This window comes from Azospira sp. (genome assembly GCF_030247495.1).
GTDB classification, from domain to species: Bacteria; Pseudomonadota; Gammaproteobacteria; order Burkholderiales; family Rhodocyclaceae; genus Azospira; species Azospira oryzae.
Map to the genome: position 1 here is coordinate 166,560 of NZ_JAOTRW010000009.1, position 17,805 is coordinate 184,364.

At 67.9% G+C, this 17,805-nt stretch carries 18 protein-coding genes and 3 tRNA genes; 9 read left to right on the top strand and 12 right to left on the bottom strand.

The annotated features are described in order from the left end of the window. Positions 1 to 8: 8 nt before the first annotated feature. The 6 genes from OEL49_RS14475 to cbiB all read right to left on the bottom strand — a co-directional run bounded on the left by OEL49_RS14475 (position 9) and on the right by cbiB (position 5,788). A complete protein-coding gene (locus tag OEL49_RS14475; RefSeq protein ID WP_287875335.1) occupies positions 9 to 1,469 on the bottom strand; it encodes an ATP-binding protein in 1,461 nt (486 codons plus the stop codon). A 121-nt stretch (positions 1,470 to 1,590) separates the two neighbouring features. Further along, positions 1,591 to 2,130 carry a flavin reductase family protein gene (locus OEL49_RS14480; RefSeq protein WP_287875337.1) on the bottom strand — a complete coding sequence of 180 codons (540 nt, stop codon included), beginning with the start codon at positions 2,128 to 2,130 and terminating at the stop codon, positions 1,591 to 1,593. A gap of 55 nt (positions 2,131 to 2,185) precedes the next feature. Beyond that, a complete protein-coding gene (locus OEL49_RS14485; RefSeq protein WP_287875339.1) occupies positions 2,186 to 2,929 on the bottom strand; it encodes a hypothetical protein in 744 nt (247 codons plus the stop codon). Between the two features lie 9 nt (positions 2,930 to 2,938). Beyond that, the gene (locus OEL49_RS14490; RefSeq protein WP_287875341.1) at positions 2,939 to 3,823 is read right to left on the bottom strand and encodes a cobalamin-binding protein; all 885 of its coding nucleotides are present in this window, start codon (positions 3,821 to 3,823) and stop codon (positions 2,939 to 2,941) included. Next, the gene (gene cobD, locus OEL49_RS14495) at positions 3,820 to 4,824 is read right to left on the bottom strand and encodes a threonine-phosphate decarboxylase CobD (protein ID WP_014235654.1); all 1,005 of its coding nucleotides are present in this window, start codon (positions 4,822 to 4,824) and stop codon (positions 3,820 to 3,822) included. Before cobD ends, OEL49_RS14490 begins: the two co-directional genes overlap by 4 nt. Next, entirely contained in the window at positions 4,817 to 5,788 is a 972-nt protein-coding gene (gene cbiB / locus OEL49_RS14500) for an adenosylcobinamide-phosphate synthase CbiB (protein WP_205229699.1), read from the bottom strand. The genes cobD and cbiB overlap by 8 nt, the downstream gene beginning before the upstream one ends. A gap of 115 nt (positions 5,789 to 5,903) precedes the next feature. On the opposite strand from cbiB, the gene OEL49_RS14505 reads away from it, so the two are divergent. Continuing rightward, positions 5,904 to 7,397: a cobyric acid synthase gene (locus tag OEL49_RS14505; protein WP_287875344.1), complete on the top strand. Its 1,494-nt coding sequence runs from the start codon at positions 5,904 to 5,906 to the stop codon at positions 7,395 to 7,397. A gap of 228 nt (positions 7,398 to 7,625) precedes the next feature. Continuing rightward, entirely contained in the window at positions 7,626 to 9,902 is a 2,277-nt protein-coding gene (locus OEL49_RS14510; RefSeq protein WP_130459797.1) for an NADP-dependent malic enzyme, read from the top strand. Between the two features lie 124 nt (positions 9,903 to 10,026). Here the strand turns inward: OEL49_RS14510 and OEL49_RS14515 are convergent, their stop codons facing one another. From OEL49_RS14515 to queC, 6 genes are all read right to left on the bottom strand, one after another. Continuing rightward, on the bottom strand, positions 10,027 to 10,416 hold the full coding sequence (locus OEL49_RS14515; protein ID WP_152090347.1) for a flagellar basal body-associated FliL family protein: 390 nt from the start codon (positions 10,414 to 10,416) through the stop codon (positions 10,027 to 10,029). A gap of 94 nt (positions 10,417 to 10,510) precedes the next feature. Continuing rightward, a tRNA-Thr gene (locus OEL49_RS14520) sits at positions 10,511 to 10,585 on the bottom strand. An 81-nt stretch (positions 10,586 to 10,666) separates the two neighbouring features. After that, positions 10,667 to 10,742, bottom strand: a tRNA-Lys gene (locus OEL49_RS14525). A gap of 59 nt (positions 10,743 to 10,801) precedes the next feature. Continuing rightward, a tRNA-Lys gene (locus tag OEL49_RS14530) sits at positions 10,802 to 10,877 on the bottom strand. A gap of 72 nt (positions 10,878 to 10,949) precedes the next feature. Continuing rightward, positions 10,950 to 12,056, bottom strand: a complete 1,107-nt coding sequence (locus tag OEL49_RS14535; protein ID WP_287875347.1) for a YeeE/YedE family protein — start codon at positions 12,054 to 12,056, stop codon at positions 10,950 to 10,952. Further along, positions 12,056 to 12,745, bottom strand: coding sequence for a 7-cyano-7-deazaguanine synthase QueC (queC, locus tag OEL49_RS14540; RefSeq protein ID WP_014235660.1), 690 nt, complete (start codon positions 12,743 to 12,745; stop codon positions 12,056 to 12,058). Before queC ends, OEL49_RS14535 begins: the two co-directional genes overlap by 1 nt. A gap of 240 nt (positions 12,746 to 12,985) precedes the next feature. Here queC and nifE point away from each other — a divergent pair, with 240 nt between their 5' ends. From nifE to fdxB, 7 genes are all read left to right on the top strand, one after another. Next, a complete protein-coding gene (gene nifE, locus OEL49_RS14545; protein ID WP_287875350.1) occupies positions 12,986 to 14,443 on the top strand; it encodes a nitrogenase iron-molybdenum cofactor biosynthesis protein NifE in 1,458 nt (485 codons plus the stop codon). Continuing rightward, a complete protein-coding gene (nifN, locus tag OEL49_RS14550; RefSeq protein WP_287875352.1) occupies positions 14,436 to 15,821 on the top strand; it encodes a nitrogenase iron-molybdenum cofactor biosynthesis protein NifN in 1,386 nt (461 codons plus the stop codon). The genes nifE and nifN overlap by 8 nt, the downstream gene beginning before the upstream one ends. Positions 15,822 to 15,843: 22 nt before the next feature. Next, positions 15,844 to 16,272 (top strand): nitrogen fixation protein NifX, encoded by a 429-nt coding sequence (gene nifX / locus OEL49_RS14555; RefSeq protein ID WP_197739016.1) that lies wholly within the window; start codon positions 15,844 to 15,846, stop codon positions 16,270 to 16,272. Further along, on the top strand, positions 16,265 to 16,735 hold the full coding sequence (locus tag OEL49_RS14560; RefSeq protein ID WP_014235664.1) for a NifX-associated nitrogen fixation protein: 471 nt from the start codon (positions 16,265 to 16,267) through the stop codon (positions 16,733 to 16,735). Before nifX ends, OEL49_RS14560 begins: the two co-directional genes overlap by 8 nt. A gap of 154 nt (positions 16,736 to 16,889) precedes the next feature. Then, a complete protein-coding gene (locus OEL49_RS14565) occupies positions 16,890 to 17,087 on the top strand; it encodes a CCE_0567 family metalloprotein (RefSeq protein WP_014235665.1) in 198 nt (65 codons plus the stop codon). Positions 17,088 to 17,095: 8 nt separating this feature from the next. Further along, positions 17,096 to 17,476 (top strand): hypothetical protein, encoded by a 381-nt coding sequence (locus OEL49_RS14570; RefSeq protein WP_014235666.1) that lies wholly within the window; start codon positions 17,096 to 17,098, stop codon positions 17,474 to 17,476. Between the two features lie 21 nt (positions 17,477 to 17,497). Further along, complete coding sequence (gene fdxB, locus OEL49_RS14575; RefSeq protein ID WP_014235667.1) at positions 17,498 to 17,797, top strand: ferredoxin III, nif-specific; 300 nt, start codon at positions 17,498 to 17,500, stop codon at positions 17,795 to 17,797. Positions 17,798 to 17,805: the final 8 nt, after the last annotated feature.

Sequence of the window (17,805 nt, forward strand, 5' to 3'; positions counted from 1 at the left end):
CCTGAGGCCTAGGCGGCCCCTGGGGCGGCCGGCTCCAGGGGCAGGCTGACGCGGAAGGTGGAACCCTGGCCCGGGGCGCTGCGCACTTCGATGCGGCCGCCGTGCTTCTTGACCACGATGTCGTAGGAGAGGGAAAGGCCCAGGCCCGTGCCCTTGCCCACCGGCTTGGTGGTGAAGAAGGGCTCGAAAATGCGCTTCTGCACTTCCGGCGTCATGCCCTTGCCGGTGTCCTGCACCTCCATCCACACCCCGTTTTCTTCCCGGCCCGAGCGCACGGTGATGGTGCCGTGCTCAGGAATGGCGTGGGCCGCGTTCACCAGCAGGTTCATGAACACTTGGTTGATCTGGGCCGGCATGCACTGCACCAGGGGAATGTCGCCGTACTCCCGCACCACCTCGGCCTTGTACTTGAGCTCGTTCCACACCACGTTGAGGGTGCTTTCCATGCCCTTGTTGAGATCCGCCGCCTGCAGCTCGGCCTCGTCCACGTGGGAGAAATCCTTGAGGTCCTTGACGATCTTGGTGACCCGGGCCAGACCCTCGTCGGACTCGGCCAGCAGGGCCGGCAGGTCGCTCTTCAGGTAGGCCAGGTCCGCCTCCTCCCGCACCTGCTGCAGGGCGGCGAAGGCCGGGCCGCTGTCCGGCAGGTGCTGCTCGTAGGTGTCGATGACCTTGAACAGCAGGGCGATGTCCTGCTTCAGGCTGCCCAGGTTGGAATGGACGAAGCCCACCGGATTGTTGATCTCGTGGGCCACCCCGGCCGCCAGCTGGCCGATGGCCGCCATCTTTTCCGACTGCAGCAATTGCTGCTGGGTGCTTTCCACCTTCTGCAGCAGCCGCGCCAGTTCGGCCTGCTCCGCCGCCAGGCGGACGTTGGCCGTCGACAGCTCCCGGGTGCGCTCCTCCACCTTGGCCTCCAGCTGCTGGTTCATGGCCGCCAGGTCCCGGTTCTGCTGGGACACCAGGTGGTAGAGGCGGCCCAGGGCGTCGAGCAGGGCGCTGGTGCTGTCGGCCACTTCGCCGCTCTCGGCGGCGAAGGCCTCGGCGGCGGACTGGCCGGCCTGGACCCGGGACATCTGGCGCGCCATGACCTGGTCCTCGCCCAGGATGTGCACCGTCAGCCAGGCGGCGAGAAAGCCGTGCACCGTCTCCGCCGGCTGGCTGAGGGAGGAACGGGCCTGCCACATGGACAGCAGCTGCTCGACGAACTGGCGGTGGTGCTGCACGTGGAGGTCCTGGTGGCGGATGTCCAGGCCCAGCTCCGTCATCAGCCGCTCTTCGTCGGCGAAATGCAGGTGGGCGTAGTCGGCCAGCTGCTTGAAAATCTGCTGCAGGGCCTCGTCGGTGCCCTCGCCCTCGGCCAGCAAAAGGTCGCCGACCCGGTTGACGATGTCCACCAGATGCCGGTGCTGGGCATCCACGCTGGGGATGCCGGTGACGAAACGCTCATCCCAGACAAAAGCTTCCATGACGCTCCCTGATCCCAGGACACGATTGCATGCCGATAGGGTACAGCGCCGGCCGCCGCCCTGCCACCCGGCAACACCCTAGTTCCCGGGCGGGGTGAAGCAGCAGGGTCAAACCTTCATCTCACTTCATGGCCGAGGGCAGGCGCAGCACCGAGCCGGCCACGGCAAATTCGCCCCAGCCCCGGTGGTGCAGGGTGCGGGGACGCTTGCGCGGTGCGGCCCAGGCGGCCACCACTTCGAGCACGAACAGGTTGTAGCGCGCCACCCAGCCCCGGTCGTGCACCACGCACTCCAGGCTGGCATAGCACTCGTCGATGAGGGGAGCGCCGACCCGGGAGGCGGGACTCGGCGTCAGGCCGGTGAGGCGGAACTTGTCGCGGCGGCGCCCGTGGCTGTTGCCGCAGGCCACCACCTGGGGCGCCAGGTCGGCGGTGGGAATGTTGAGCACGCACTCGCCGTTGGCCTCGAGCCAGGCGAAGCTGTCGTCCCGGCCGCTGACCAGGACGCCCACCAGGGGCGGCTCGAACTCCATCATCATGTGCCAGGAGAGGGTCATCACATTGGGCCGCCCGCCCCGGGGATCGGCGGTGGTGAGCAGCAGCACCGGGCCGGGTTCCAGCAGGCGGTAGGCTTCGGCGAGGGGAACGGACTGTTTTTTCATGACGGGCTCCGGCGGGCAGAACCCTTCCATCATAGCCAGCCCGGCGGCGACGGGCTCAGTAGAACCAGGAAATGCCCGCCGTCAGCCGCCGCGCGTCGGTGTCGCCGCCGCTGCCACCGATGGCCACGTCCGCCAGCAGGCCCTTGCCCACCACCCGGGCGACGCCCAGCAGCCAGTGGTCGATGCGTTCCCCCAGGGGGCTGCGCACGAAGCGCGCCTCCGCCGCCAGGCCCCAGCCGTGCAGGGGGCCGGCGTCCCACAGGCGGAACCAGTTCACGCCCCACTCGCGCCCCTGGTGGGGCTCGCCGGGACGCCGCCGGTCCTGGGAATAGCCGCTGCCGAAGGTGCCCAGGTCCGTGTCCAGGTTGAGGCTGAAGCCCCGGGTGTGGCTGTGGTGCTCCTGGTCCTGCAGGCGGTTGGCGCCGGCAAAGGCCGCCACGTGGAGCCCGTTCCAGGCCGGCAGGGCGTATTTGAGCAGCACCTCCCGGGAGGCGGCGCGGGAACCGCTGCCGTCGTCGAAGAGGGTGCGGGAACTGCCCTCCAGGCCGACCACGGCGCTGAAGCCGGCGCCCAGGCCGAAGGTGGCTTCCAGGGGCGTCACCGTGCGCCGCCGGGTGCCCCGCTCGGGCCGCAGCTCCCGGTCCACGCCGGCGGTGAGATGGCCTTCGCCCCACTCCACCCGGTCTGCCGGCTCGATGCCGAAGGCGCGGAAATGGAAGTCCGTCTCGGCATCCATTTCCGCCTCGGCCCGGGCGCCCCAGGCCAGGAACAGGGAGCACAGCAGCAGGAGCATGCGCATGGCGGCGACCTACCGGGCCGGACGGCGGTGGCGGGCCGTCTCCAGGTGTTCGCAGAGGCGGGCCGCCCCTTCCAGGATGCGCGGCGTGTGGCGCTGGATCAGCTCGGGCGGGACGAAGAAGAGGTTGTCCCGGGCCACGGCGGTGATCTGCTTCCAGCGCTTCCAGTCGTCCAGCCACTCGGGCCGGGAATCGCCCATGCCGCTGGCGATGATGGCCTCCGGATTGGCGGCCAGCACCGCTTCCTCGCTCACCTTGGGCGCCATCTGTTCCACCTGGCCGAAGACGTTGCTGCCGCCGCACAGGCTGATGACGTCGGAAATGATCTGCTGGCGGCCGACGGACATCAGGGGCTGTTTCCAGATCTGGTAGAAGGTGGGCACCCTGGGTTGCCCGGAATACTGCTTGCGGATTTCCGCCAGCCGCGCGCGGAAGCGGGCGACGGCGCCGTTGGCGACGGCACTGGTGCCGGCCAGCTGACCGAACTTCTCCAGCTGCTCGGCCACGTCCTCGATGCGGTTGGGCTGGGAGATGAAGACTGGGATGCCCAGGCTGCGCAGCTTGGCCACGTGGCCGGGGGCGTTGCCGCTTTCCCAGGCGATGATGAGATCGGGGCGCAGGGCCGCCACCGCCTCCAGGTCCAGGCGGGAGTAGCCGCCGACCCGGGCGATTTTCTTCGCCGCCTCCGGATAGTCGCTGTAGTCCACGGTGCCCACCACCTGCCCGCCGGCGCCGGCGGCGAAGAGGTTTTCCGTGACATGGGGCGCCAGGCTGACGATGCGCCGGGCCGGGGCCGGCAGCCGCAGGGTCGCCCCCGTGTCGTCCTTGAGCACGATGTCGGCGGCCTGGGCGGCGCCGCCGCAGAGGGCCAGGGACAGCAGCAGAACGGCTTTCATAGATCCTTCCTCAGTTCGTTGAGGGCGCCTTCCAGGCGGCGCCATTCGTCGTCGCTGCCGGGCAGGCCGAAGCGCAGGCTGGAGGAGCCGTCCACTTCCAGGAACAGGCGCACCAGGATGCCGCGGCGGGCCAGCTCGTCATACACCCAGTCGGCCCGGGGATGGGGCAGCCAGCGGAAGAGGCCGGTGCCGGTGCTGGCCCCCAGGCTGTCCTGCAGCAGGGTTTCCAGGCGCTCGGCGGCCACCTGCAGCTCCTGGCGCATGTCGGCCTGCCAGGCCCGGTCTTCCAGGGCGCAGCGGGCCACCCAGCGGGCCGGGCCGGCCACCGGCCAGGGGCCCAGGGTGTCGGCCAGGGCCTCCAGCAGTTCGGGCCGGCCGATGGCAAAGCCGACCCGGGCCCCGGCCAGGCCGAAGAACTTGCCCAGGGAACGCAGCACGATGATGTTGGGCGCCGCCTTGGTGCCGGCCAGGTCGGCCAGGGAATCCCGGGGATCGGCGTCGGCAAAGGCCTCGTCCACCACCAGCAGGCCGCCCCGCTTGGCCAGGGCCCGGGCGGCGGCGCGCAGGCGGCGGGCGGTGATGCGCTCGCCGGTGGGATTGTTGGGGTTCACCACCACCACCACGTTGTGCTCCTTGGCCACCTCTTCCAGCCGGGGCGGGGCGAAGGGGGTGACGGCCCATTCGGCCTTGACCCAGGCGGCCGCATGTTCGGCGTAGGACGGAGCCAGCACCGCCGCCCGGCCCGGCGGCAGCAGCTTGGGCAGGGTCTGGATGGCAGCCTGGGAACCGGCCAGGGCCAGCACGTGCTTGGCCCCGTAGTAATTGCGGGCGGCCGCCTCCAGGCCGTCCTCCTCTTCCGGCAGGCGCTGCCAGGCATTGATGGGAATGCCGGGAATGGGGTAGGCCCAGGGGTTGATTCCGGTGGACAGATCGAGCCAGTCCGCCAGGGGAATGCCCCACTGCCGGGCTGCCTGGCGCAGGCGGCCGCCGTGTTCAAGCATGGAAGACCTTTCCGAGAAGGAACTGCACCAGGGCGATGAGGGGCAGCAGGGCGACGATGGCTGCCAGCCACAGGACCAGGCCGCGTTGCACCAGATGGCTGGCCCGGTCGATGTCGAAGGCGGCGGCAGGACGGCCTTCGCCCAAAGGCGGGCGCTGTTCCTCCCGGCCGTGGTAGATGGCGGCGCCGCCCAAGAGGATGCCGAGGGAGCCGGCGCCGGCGGCCATCACCGGGCCGGCGTTGGGGCTCTCCCAGGTGGGGGCCTGGGCTTTCCAGCAGGCCAGGGCCTGGCGGGTGTTGCCGAGCCAGGCGTAGGTCAGGGCGGTGAGGCGGGCGGCGGGCCAGTTGAGCAGGTCGTCGAGGCGGGCGGCGGCCCAGCCGAAGTGCAGGAAGCGCTCGTTCTTGTAGCCCCACATGGCATCCAGGGTGTTGGCCAGGCGGAACAACAAAGCGCCGGGGCCGCCCAGCAGGGCGAACCAGAAGAGGGTGCCGAAGACGGCGTCGTTGCCGTTCTCCAGCACCGATTCGACGCAGGCCTTGGCCACCCCGGATTCGTCCAGGGCGGTGGTGTCGCGGCTGACCATGTAGCCCACCTTCTGGCGCGCCGTGGCCAGGTCGCCGCCGGCCAGGGGCACGGCCACGGCGTCGGCGTGTTCCTTCAGGCTGCGGGCGCCGAGGGCGAAGTAGAGCAGGCCGGCGTCGGCCAGGATGCCCAGCCAGGGCGTGGCGCTGGCCCAGGCGGCGAGCAGCACAGGCGGCAGCACGGCGAAGCTCCAGGCGAGCAGGCCGAAGATGCGCAGGGCGGAGCGGGAGGCAACGGCGGGCGGCGGCCGCAGGGCTTTTTCCAGCAGGTTGGCCAGGGCGCCGAAGGCCACCAGGGGATGGCCGCGACGCGGCTCCCCCAGCAGCCGGTCGAGACCGACGCCGAGAAGGGCGGCTAAGGGCAGGGCAAGCCAGCTGGGCATGGGATAATCCGTGGTTTCAATCAGACCCCGGGCGGGGGCCGCACAGAGCGGCCGGCCGACCGGGCAACAGTGCCGGCGCTGTTGCATCGTCCTGGCACGAAAGAGCGGATTTTAAATGAATAAGCCCACCCTCATGGTCCAGGGTTGCACCTCGGACGCGGGAAAAAGCACCGTGGTGGCGGCCCTGTGCCGTCTGCTGCACCGGCGCGGCGTACGCGTGGCGCCCTTCAAGTCCCAGAACATGGCCTTGAATTCCGCCGTCACCGTGGACGGCGGCGAGATCGGCCGGGCCCAGGCCCTGCAGGCCCTGGCGGCCGGCCTGGAGCCCCATACCGACTTCAATCCGGTGCTCCTGAAACCCAATACCGACACCGGCGCCCAGGTCATCATCCACGGCCAGGCGGTGGCCGACCTCAACGCCCGGGACTACCACGAGTACAAGCCCCGGGCCATGGCGGCGGTGCTGCAATCCTACGGCCGCCTCTGTGAGCAATACGAGGCGGTGCTGGTGGAAGGGGCCGGCAGCCCGGCGGAGATCAACCTGCGGGACCGGGACATCGCCAACATGGGCTTCGCCGAGGCGGTGGATTGCCCGGTGGTGCTGGTGGCCGACATCGACCGGGGCGGCGTCTTCGCCCATCTGGTGGGCACCCTGGCGCTGCTCTCGGAGAGCGAACAGCAGCGCACCGTGGGCTTTCTCATCAACCGCTTCCGCGGCGACATCAGCCTGCTGCAACCGGGACTGGACTGGCTGGAGGCCCGCACCGGCAAACCCGTTCTGGGGGTCCTGCCCTACCTGCACGGCCTGTACCTGGACGCGGAGGATGCCGTGGCGCGCACCAGCCTGGATGCGGGCCCCAGCCAGGGCCGCCGTCTCAGGGCCGTGGCGCCTGTCTATCCGCGCACCTCCAACCACAACGACCTGGACCCCCTGCGCCTGCATCCGGAAGTGGATTTCCGCTTCATCGGCCCCAACGAGGCGCCGCCCCAGGACGTGGACCTGATCGTCCTGCCCGGCTCCAAGAGCGTCCAGGCCGACCTGGCCTGGCTGCGCCAGCATGGCTGGGACACTGCCCTGCGCCGCCACCTGCGCTACGGCGGCAAGGTCATCGGCATCTGCGGCGGCCTGCAGATGCTGGGCCGCCGCCTGCACGACCCCCTCGGCCTGGAAGGCGCCCCCGGCTCCGCCGACGGCCTCGGCCTGCTGGACCTGGAAACCTCCCTGGCGGCGGAAAAGCAGCTGCGCAACGTGAGCGGCCGGCTGTGCCTGCCCGGGGACGCGGCCCTGGCCGGCTACGAAATCCATATGGGCGTCAGCCACGGCCCGGCCCTGGAGCGGCCCGCCGCCATCTTCGCCGACGGCCGCCCCGACGGCGCCCTGTCGGCGGACGGGCAGATCCTCGCCACCTACTGCCACGGCCTCTTCGACCAGCCCGAGGCCCTCGCCGCCCTGCTGGCCTGGGCCGGTGCCGACACGGGCTTCGCCCCGGCGCAGACGGTGGACCCGGTGGCCCGGCGCGAGGCGGACCTCAACCGTCTGGCCGACGCCACCGTTGCCGCCATCGACTGGGACAAGTGGCGCGCCGCCCTGCCCGGCCAGCCCTGGTAGCGCTGACGGGGTGGCTGCCGGCAGCGGCCGCCACCCCATCAGCGGCGACATTCCCGGCAGCGATTTTTCGCGCTTTTGCCGCCCGCCTCCCGAGGCAAAAATGCTGTGCCGCAACAAGCAGTTGTGGATAACCGCTCTTTGCGTCCATTGGGAAAAACCCGCATACTTCCGCTCTTTTATTTTTCACAGCAAGCCCGGGAGCCCGCGCGGCTCCCCAGGAGTTAAGTCATGGAAAAGGATCTGCGCGAAGCAGCGCTCGAATATCACCGCCTGCCGACCCCCGGCAAGATCGCCGTTCGCCCCACCAAGGGTCTGACCAACCAGCGGGACCTGGCCCTGGCCTACTCCCCCGGCGTGGCTTACGCCTGTGAGGAAATCGTCGCCAACCCCAACGCCGTGGACGAAATGACTTCCCGCGGCAACCTGGTGGGCGTGGTCACCAACGGCACCGCCGTGCTGGGCCTGGGCAACATCGGCCCCCTCGCCGCCAAGCCGGTGATGGAAGGCAAGGGCTGCCTGTTCAAGAAATTCGCCGGCATCGACGTTTTCGACATCGAAATCTCCGAGAACGACCCGGACAAGCTGATCGACATGATCGCCGCCCTGGAACCCACCCTGGGTGGTGTGAACCTGGAGGACATCAAGGCCCCCGAATGCTTCTACATCGAAGAGAAGCTGAAGGAACGCATGTCCATCCCCGTCTTCCACGACGACCAGCACGGCACCGCCATCATTTCCGCCGCCGCCATGCTCAATGGCCTCAAGGTCATCGGCAAGGACATCGCCAGCGTCAAGGTGGTCTGCTCCGGCGCCGGCGCCGCCGCCATCTCCTGCCTCAACCTGTGGTGCGAACTGGGCATCAAGCGCGAGAACGTCACCGTCTGCGACTCCAAGGGTGTCATCTACGTCGGCCGCGACGCCAAGATGGAAGCCACCAAGGCCCGCTACGCCCAGGAAACCAGCGCCCGCACTCTGGCCGATGCCATCGTCGGTGCCGACATCTTCCTCGGCCTCTCCGCCGCCGGCGTGCTGAAGGCCGAGATGGTCAAGCAGATGGCCAAGGACCCGCTGATCTTCGCCCTGGCCAACCCGACCCCGGAAATCATGCCGGAACTGGCCAAGGAAGTCCGTCCCGACGCCATCATCGCCACCGGCCGCTCCGACTACGCCAACCAGGTCAATAACGTCCTCTGTTTCCCCTTCATCTTCCGCGGCGCCCTGGATGTGGGTGCCAAGCGCATCACCGAGGAAATGAAGCTGGCCTGCGTCAAGGCCATCGCCGCCCTGGCCCAGGAAGAAGTCAGCGACGAAGTGGCCATGGCCTACCAGGGCCAGCAGCTGACCTTCGGCCCCGAGTACCTGATTCCCAAGCCCTTCGATCCCCGCCTCATCTCCATCATCGCCCCGGCCGTAGCCCGGGCCGCCATGGAATCCGGCGTCGCCACCCGTCCCATCGTGGACATGGACGCCTACCGGGACAAGCTGAAGGAATTCAACACCCACACCGGCGTCGGCATGCGCGCCGTCTTCTCCGCCGCCAAGCAGGGCGAAGCCAGCCGCGTCATCTACGCCGAAGGCGAGGACGAGCGCGTCCTGCGCGCCATCCAGGTGATCCTGGAAGAGCGCCTGGCCAAGCCCATCCTGGTGGGCCGCCCGGAAGTGATCGAAGCCCGGCTGCAGAAGATCGGCTCCAAGCTCAAGGCCGGCGAGCACTTCGAAGTGGTGAACCCCAACTACGACGAGCGCTACAAGGAATGCTGGAGCGCCTACCACCAGCTGATGAAGCGTCGCGGCGTCACCATCGACATCGCCAAGATGCGCCTGCGCTCCGACAACACCATCATCGGCGCCATGCTGGTCAAGCTCGGCTACGCCGACGCCCTGATCTGCGGCATGAGCGGTCGCTTCGCCCACCACCTGCGCCAGGTGGAAGAGGTGATCGGCAAGGCCGCCGGCCACAACACCCTGGCCGCCATGAACCACCTGCTGCTGCCCAACCGGGCCCTGTTCCTCTGCGACACCCACGTCAATGAGAACCCGGACGCCCAGCAGCTGGCCGACATCGCCGTGATGGCCGCCGAGACCGTGCGCAGCTTCGGCATCACCCCCAAGGTGGCCCTGCTCTCCCACTCCAACTTCGGCTCCTCCCAGTCCGCCTCCGCCCGCAAGATGTCCGAAGCCGCCGACATCGCCCGGGCCAAGGCCCCGGACCTAGAGATCGACGGCGAAATGCACGGCGACTCCGCCCTGTCCGAGGAAATCCGCCTGCAGTCCGATCCGGAATCCCCCCTCAAGGGCGAGGCCAACGTGCTGGTGATGCCCAACCTGGACGCCGCCAACATCTCCTACAACCTGCTGAAGATGACCGGCGGCGAAGGCGTCACCATCGGCCCCATCCTCATGGGTGTGGCCAAGCCGGTGCACGTGCTGACCGCCACCGCCACCGTGCGCCGCCTGGTGAACATGACGGCCCTGGCCGTGGTGGATGCCAAGAAGCAGCGCTGAGTCGCAACGGCCGGGCTAGCCCCGGCCAAAAAGAAAAGCCCCGCCGGCCGCAAGGCCCCGGGGCTTTTTTCTTGCCGCCCGGCACCGCCTGTAGCGGCCCTGGCGACCAGGAAGGCGGACTCGCCTACTGGATGATGAAGTTGGTGAACAGCACTTCCTTGACGCCGCTCTTGGGCGTCTCGTCGAGGAGTCTGTTGAGGACGTCGCGGATGCTTTCCGCCAGGGCCTTCTTGCCCTCCAGGGTCAGCAGCTGTTCCGGCTGCTCGGAGGAGAGCAGGATGATGAGCTTGTGCTGCACCTTGGGACGGATGGCCTTGAGAGTCCCATCCACCTCGGCGTGGGCCACTTCGAACACCATGTCCACCTGCAGGATGCGGCCGCTGCCGGCCAGATTGACGACGAAACGCAGGGGCTCCGCCGCCGCCCCGCCGCCGCCTTCATTGGCAAAGGCCGGCGCCGCCAGGAAGGCGAACAGGCACAACAGGACAGAGCAACTCCGCGCAATCATCTTCATGACTTCCCCTGGAGAGAAAACCTGCACCGGCTCAAGACAAAAAAATAGCCCCGGACGGGGCGCGCTGCGGACGGCTTGGCGCCACCGGAAAGGATGGTGCCCATGGGCAGGATTGAACTGCCGACCTCTCCCTTACCAAGGGAGTGCTCTGCCACTGAGCTACATGGGCCACACATTCGGGCCGCCAACGAGAAAACGGCAGCCCTGCAAAATAAAACGGCCCCCTAGCGGAGGCCGTTTTACCTGAATCTGGTGGGTTGTGAGTGGCTCGAACACTCGACCTACGGATTAAGAGTCCGCTGCTCTACCAACTGAGCTAACAACCCGAATGAGGGGCGCATTATAGCCGCCCTACTTCCGTTTGTACACCTCTTTTTTAAGAGGCTGGTGGGTCGGGCGAGATTCGAACTCGCGACCAACGGATTAAAAGTCCGCTGCTCTACCGACTGAGCTACCGACCCGCAAAAACGGAGCGCGAATTATAGGGGGCACCCCCTGGCCTGTCAAACCCGGGATTGATGCGGGCAAGCGGGCTATTCGCTGAGCATGCGCTGGTACTGCAGGCGCAGGGCCAGCCAGGCGCCGGCAATGATGGCCAGGGTGGTGATGAGGCTGCCCAGGGCCAGGGTGGAGATGCCGGAGAGGCCCTGGCCCACGGTGCAGCCGAGGGCGGTGACGCCGCCGAAGCCCATGAGGACGGCGCCGATGAGGTGGCTGGCCGTGTCTTCCGCATCGCGGAAGCCTTCCCAACGGAAGCTGCGGCGGGACAGGGCCACCAGGGCGGAACCGGCAACGACGCCGAGCACCGTGGCGATGCCCAGGGTCAGCCTGCGGCTGGCGTCGCTCCAGGTGGCGAACAGTTCCAGGGCATAGGCCGGCGGGGCGACGAAGGTGAGGGATTCCATGCGGCCGCTGTTGGTGCCGAGAAAGGCCGGCTGCAGGGTGTCGGGATGTTCGGCGACGAAGGCCAGATGGCCGCTGAGGAACCAGCCGCCCACCACGGCGGCGCCGATGGCCAGACCGCCGAGGATGTACTCGGCCTGGCGGAAGTCGGCGCGCAGCAGGGGCGCCGCCAGCAGCAGGCCGCCGACGCTGCCGGCCACCAGGGCCGACGCCGTGGCCGGCGGCAGGCCCAGGAGGGGCTGCAGCAGCCGGGGCAGGTCCTGGCCCGGGGCGGACAGATCCACGGCCAGGACATCCAGCAGGCCGACCCGCAGCAGGGCCGGCAGGCCCTTGAGGGTGGCCAGGGCGGTGAGGCCCATGACCAGGAACACCACCAGGGACTTGAGATTGCCGCCCCCCAGGCGCACCAGGGTCTTGGCGCCGCAGCCCGAGGCCAGCACCATGCCGATGCCGAACAGCAGGCCGCCCACCAGGTGGGACGCCCACAGCAGGCGGGGGGCGGTGTAGATGGAATTGGCCACGTCGATGAGGCCCGCCAGCTGCAGGCCGGCAGTACCCAGCACCGCCGTGCCCATGGCCAGCAGCCACATGCCCATGCGGTTCCAGTCCCCCATGTTCACGATGTCGGACACCGCGCCCATGGTGCAGAAGCAGGTGCGCTGAGCGACGGCGCCGAAGAGGCCGCCGAGGCCGGCGGCCAGCCACAGCAGGGGCGACAGATCGGGCAGGCTGTCCATCAGGCGCTACGGTAGGGCGTGGGATCGGCCAGGCCGGCGGCGCGGAAGCCTTCGGCCCGCAGGCGGCAGGAATCGCAGACGCCGCAGGCCCGGCCCTCGTCGTCGGCCTGGTAGCAGGAGACGGTGATGCCGTAATCGACACCGAGGGCGGTGCCGCGCTGGATGATCTGGGCCTTGGTGAGGTCGATCAGGGGCGCATGCACATGCAGCTCGGCCCCTTCCACCCCGGCCTTGGTGGCCAGATTGGCCATGCGTTCGAAGGCGGCGATGAATTCGGGGCGGCAGTCCGGGTAGCCGGAATAATCCACGGCATTCACACCGACGAATATGTCCTTGGCCCCCAGCACCTCGGCCCAGGCCAGGGCGAAGGAGAGCATGACGGTGTTGCGGGCCGGCACATAGGTGACGGGGATGCCGCCGGCCTGGACGCCCTCGACGGGCACGGCAATGGAACTGTCGGTGAGGGCGGAGCCGCCGAACTGGCCGATGTCCAGGCGCACCACGCGGTGCTCCTTGGCGCCGAGGGCGGCCGCCACCCGGGCGGCGGCCTGCAGCTCGGCCTTGTGGCGCTGGCCGTAGTCGAAGGACAGGCAATAGGGGGCAAAGCCTTCGCTCTTGGCGATGGCCAGGCAGGTGGCGGAGTCCAGGCCGCCGGAAAGCAGGACGATGGCAGGGCGAATGTCAGTCATAGGCGGGCAAATATACCGCGAGCAGGGGCCGGCATAAAGGCTGGCCCCCGGTCCGGCCGGTCTGGTGCCAAGTGCAACAAGAGGCCCCCCGGGGCTGTCGCGAAACCGACAGGACGGTGCCCCATGGCGCCGCCACGGCCCTGACGAGGCAGCAAAAACAAGCACTTTGGGGCAGTGCCGGGCACTGGCACCAAACCTGCTACTTAAGGCTCACAAAAGAAAAATTGTAGGAGAGCCGACATGAGCGCGTTGCAACAGAAGGTGGCCAGTGTCCTGGAAGAGCCGGGTTGCGCCACCAACCAGGCCAAGGGCGAGAAGGAACGCAAGGCGGGCTGCAAGAAGCAGCTCACTCCGGGCGCCGCTGCCGGCGGCTGTGCCTTCGACGGGGCCAAGATCGCCCTGCAGCCCATCGTGGACGTGGCCCATCTGGTACACGGCCCCATCGCCTGCGAAGGCAATTCCTGGGATTCGCGCCATACCCTCTCCTCCGGCTCCCATATCTACCGCACCGGCTTCACCACCGACATGAACGAGATGGACGTGGTGTACGGCGGCGAGAAGAAGCTCTATCGGGCCATCAAGGAAATCATCGACAAGTACGACCCGCCCGCCGTCTTCGTGTACCAGACCTGCCTGCCGGCCATGATCGGCGACGACATCGAGGCGGTGTGCAAGGCCGCCGCCGCCAAGTTCGGCAAGCCGGTGATCCCGGTGAATGCCCCCGGCTTCGTCGGCAGCAAGAACCTGGGCAACAAGCTGGGGGGCGAAGCCCTGCTGGACTACGTCATCGGCACCCGGGAGCCCGAGTACACCACCCCCTGCGACATCAACCTGATCGGCGAATACAACGTGGTGGGGGAGTTGTGGCAGGTGAAGCCCCTCTTCGACGAACTGGGCATCCGCATCCTCGCCACCATCTCCGGCGACGGCCGCTACAACGACATCGCCACGGCCCACAAGGCGAGGGCGGCCATCATGCTGTGCTCCCAGGCCCTCATCAACGTGGCGCGCAAGATGGAGGAGCGCTACGGCATTCCCTTCTTCGAGGGCAGCTTCTACGGCGTTTCCGACATGTCCGACGCCCTGCGCAAGATCAGCGCCCTGCTGGTGCGCCAGGGCGGCCCGGCGGATCTGCCGGAACGGGCCGAGGCCCTCATCGCCCGGGAGGAAGCCAAGGCCTGGGCCCGACTGGAGCCCTACAAGGCGCGCCTGAAGGGCAAGCGGGTGCTGCTGTTCACCGGCGGGGTGAAGTCCTGGTCCGTGGTCTCGGCCCTGCAGGAAGTGGGCATGGAAATCGTCGGCACCTCCATGCGCAAGACCACCGCCAACGACCGGGAGAAGGTGAAGGAGATCATGGGCACCGACGCCCACATGTTCGACGAGCTGCCGCCCCGGGAGATGTACCGGATGCTCAGGGACTCCCAGGCCGACGTGATGCTCTCCGGCGGCCGTTCCCAGTTCGTGGCGCTGAAGGCCAAGACCCCCTGGGTGGAGATCAACCAGGAGCGGCACCACGCCCTGGCCGGCTACGACGGCATCGTCAATCTGGTGGATGAAATCGACAAGGCCCTCTACAACCCGGTGTGGCAGCAGGTGCGCCAGCCGGCCCCCTGGGAGCGGCCCGACTGGGAACAGGACTTGGAAGAGTGGCAGTCCTGTAACCAGGAAGCACTTGAAGGCGAGGTGTGCCATGGCTGAGGTCAAGCACAGCAGGAAGGCCTGCGCCGTCAATCCGCTGAAAATGAGCCAGCCCATCGGCGCCGCCCTGGCCTTCCTCGGCATGGACCAGGCCCTGCCCCTGCTGCACGGCTCCCAGGGCTGCACCGCCTTCGGCCTGGTGCTCTTCGTCAAGCACTTCCGCGAGACCATTCCCCTGCAGACCACGGCCATGAACGAGGTCACTACCATCCTCGGCGGCCTGGAGAATGTGGAGCAGGCCCTGGTGAATATCCACAAGCGGGCCGCCCCGGCCCTGGTGGGCCTCATCTCCACCGGCATCACCGAGGCCAAGGGCGACGACGTGGACGGCTTCCTCCAGCTGATCCGGCAGAAGCACCCGGAACTGGCGGACATGGAGGTGGTGTTCGTCTCCACCCCGGACTTCGCCGGCGCCTTCCAGGACGGCTGGGGCAAGGCGGTGCTGCGCATGGTGGAGACCATCGCCAAACCGTCGAACGTGCGCCGCCCCTGGCAGGTGAACATCCTGCCCGGCTGCCACCTCACCCCCGGCGACATCGAGGAGGTGAAGGAGATGGTGGAAGCCTTCGGTCTCACCCCGGTGGTGCTGCCCGACCTCTCCGGCTCCATGGACGGCCACATTCCCGAGACCTTCCTGCCCACCACCCTGGGCGGCACCCGGCTCGACGAACTGCGCAGCATGGGCGAGTCGGCCTACACCCTGGTCATCGGCGAACAGGGCCGGGCGGCGGCGGCAAAGCTGAAGGACATCGCCGGCGTGCCCTACACCGTCTTCGACCGGCTCACCGGGCTGAAGCCCTGCGACGACTTCCTGGCCCTGCTCTCCCGCATCGCCAACACCGAGGTGCCGCCCCGCTTCAAGCGCCAGCGCAGCCAGCTGCTGGACGCCATGCTGGACGGCCACTTCCACTTCGGCAAGAAGAAGGTGGCGGTGGCCGCCGAGCCGGACCTGCTGTACGCCCTCACCACCTTCCTCACGGAAATGGGGGCGGAAATCCAGGTGGCCGTCACCAGCACCGAATCCCCGCTCCTCAACCGGGTACCGGCGGACGAAGTGCTGATCGGCGACCTGGAAGACTTCGAGCAGGGCGCCGTCGGCGCCGACCTGCTCATCACCCATGCCCACGGCCGCCAGGCGGCGGCGCGGCTGGGCATCCCCTTCTGCCGCTCCGGCCTGCCCACCTTCGACCGCCTCGGCGCGGCCCACAAGGTGAGCGTGGGCTACCGGGGCACCCGGAACCTGATTTTCGAGGTGGGCAATGTCTTCATTGAAAACCTGCACGAAGCCGTCCCCGACGATTTCCGGCCGACCGCCGAACCCGCCGCCAGCTGCGGCACCGGCTGCGCGCACGGTGCGGCGGCTGTCGCTTGTCACTGAATCAACCAAGGAAGGTGCCGCCATGAGCAAACCGCTGAAAGTCGCATTCGCTACCGAGGACCTGCAACAGGTGGACGCCCACTTCGGCTGGGCCCGCAACATCGCCATCTACGACATCACCGCCGACAGCTCGACCCTGGCCACCGTGGTCCGCTTCGAGGGAGACCTGAAGGAGGACGGCACCGAGGACAAGCTGGGAGCCAAACTGGAAGCCATCCAGGACTGCGCCATCGTGTACGTGGCCGCCATTGGCGGCTCGGCGGCGGCCCGGGTGGTGAACATGAAGATCCACCCGGTGAAGGTGCCCAATCCGGAACCCATCACCGCCATCATCGGCAAGCTGCAGGCCGTGCTCAAGGGCACCCCGCCGCCCTGGCTGCGCAAGGCCCTGATGAAGGATCAGGAACGCAATTTCGACGACGCCCTGGAAGAGGAAAAATCCCATGTCTGATTCAGCTGTCTGCACAACTTTTGCCATTGCCGACTCCCCCTTCCTCTCCGAGCTGGTCAAGCAGCTGCGTTCCCAGGACAGCTACGGCCACTGGGACGGCAAGAGCGATGTGGAAGTGGTGGGTCCCTACGTGCTGGACAAGGAGGCGCGCAAGGCCATCCCCATCATCGACGACCCGGACCCGGAAGTGCTGTGGCGCCTGGAGCTGTACTACAACGCCATCGGCCTGGCCATCGAGCGCCAGAGCAAGGTGATGTGCGCCCCCATGATCAAGATGAGCCACGAGGGCTTCGGCCGCGTGGTGCTCATCGCCGGCCGACTGGTGGTGTTCAACAAGTACCACCGGGACGTGCACCGCTTCGGCTTCGACTCCCTGGAAGCCCTGGCCGAACAGGGCGACAAGATCGTCAACGAAGCAGTGGCCATGATCGCCCGCTTTGGCGAGGTGGCGAATTACGGTTGAAAGGCTTTAGCCACAGAGGACACAGAGAGCACAGAGAAATTCCGGGCAGTAGCGGCGGCAATACGGATCGTCAAAGTCCCCGGCGTTTCCGCTGCGATGTTTTCCCCTCTGTGATCTCTGTGCCCTCTGTGGCCACGATTTAAGGAATCCCCCCATGAGCGACAACCCCGAAGAACTGAAGGCCCAGATCAAGAAGCTCTCGGCCCAGGCCATGACCTGGAAGATGAACCTGCACGACCTCTCGGAGGAGCTGCCGGTGAACTGGGAAAACATCATGGAAACGGCCCAGAAGACCCACGACGCCTACGCCGCCCTCACCGCGGCGCGGCAGCGCCTGGCCGAGCTGGGCTAGGAGGAATCGTGGAACGCCTGCCCGACCTGACCCGGGACGAGACCTCCTGGCGCCGCGAATGGCAACGCTACCTGCCGGCGGACTACCGGCGGCGTACCGCGGTGCCCATCCGCTTCGAGCGGGAGGCGGACCTCCAGGCCGGCGGCGTGCGGGTCATGGGCTTTGACCGCTGGGGCGAGAACTGCTTCTACCACCACGTCTATGAAGTGCCCGCCCCCATCGTGGACGACGAGGAAGGCGCCTTCCAAGAAGCCCGCTGCTACGGCCAGTCGGTGTTCGCCTGGCGCCTCGCCGGCAACTGGCTGGTGTGCACCCGGGAGCACGGCGCCGCCGGCGCCTGCCGCCCGGAGCGGCGCCACTACGCCCTGGCCGCCACCCTGCCCCGCTGAATTTTTCTACAAGGAGCCATCATGTCTGTCTTCAGCGTCACCCTGCCCTCCGGTGTGGAGTGGATTCCCAACTTCGTGCAAAGCATCGACGACGAAAAGTGCATCGGCTGCGGCCGCTGCTTCAAGACCTGCGGCCGGGATGTGCTCTCCCTCATGGCCATGGACGACGAGGGCGAGCTGATCGCCATCGACGACGGCGACGACGACGAGTACGAGAAAAAGGTCATGACCGTGGCCCACCCGGAAAACTGCGTCGGCTGCGAGGCCTGCGCCCGCAACTGTTCCAAGAAGTGCATCAGCCACGCCCCGGCCAAGGCCTGAACCCGTTC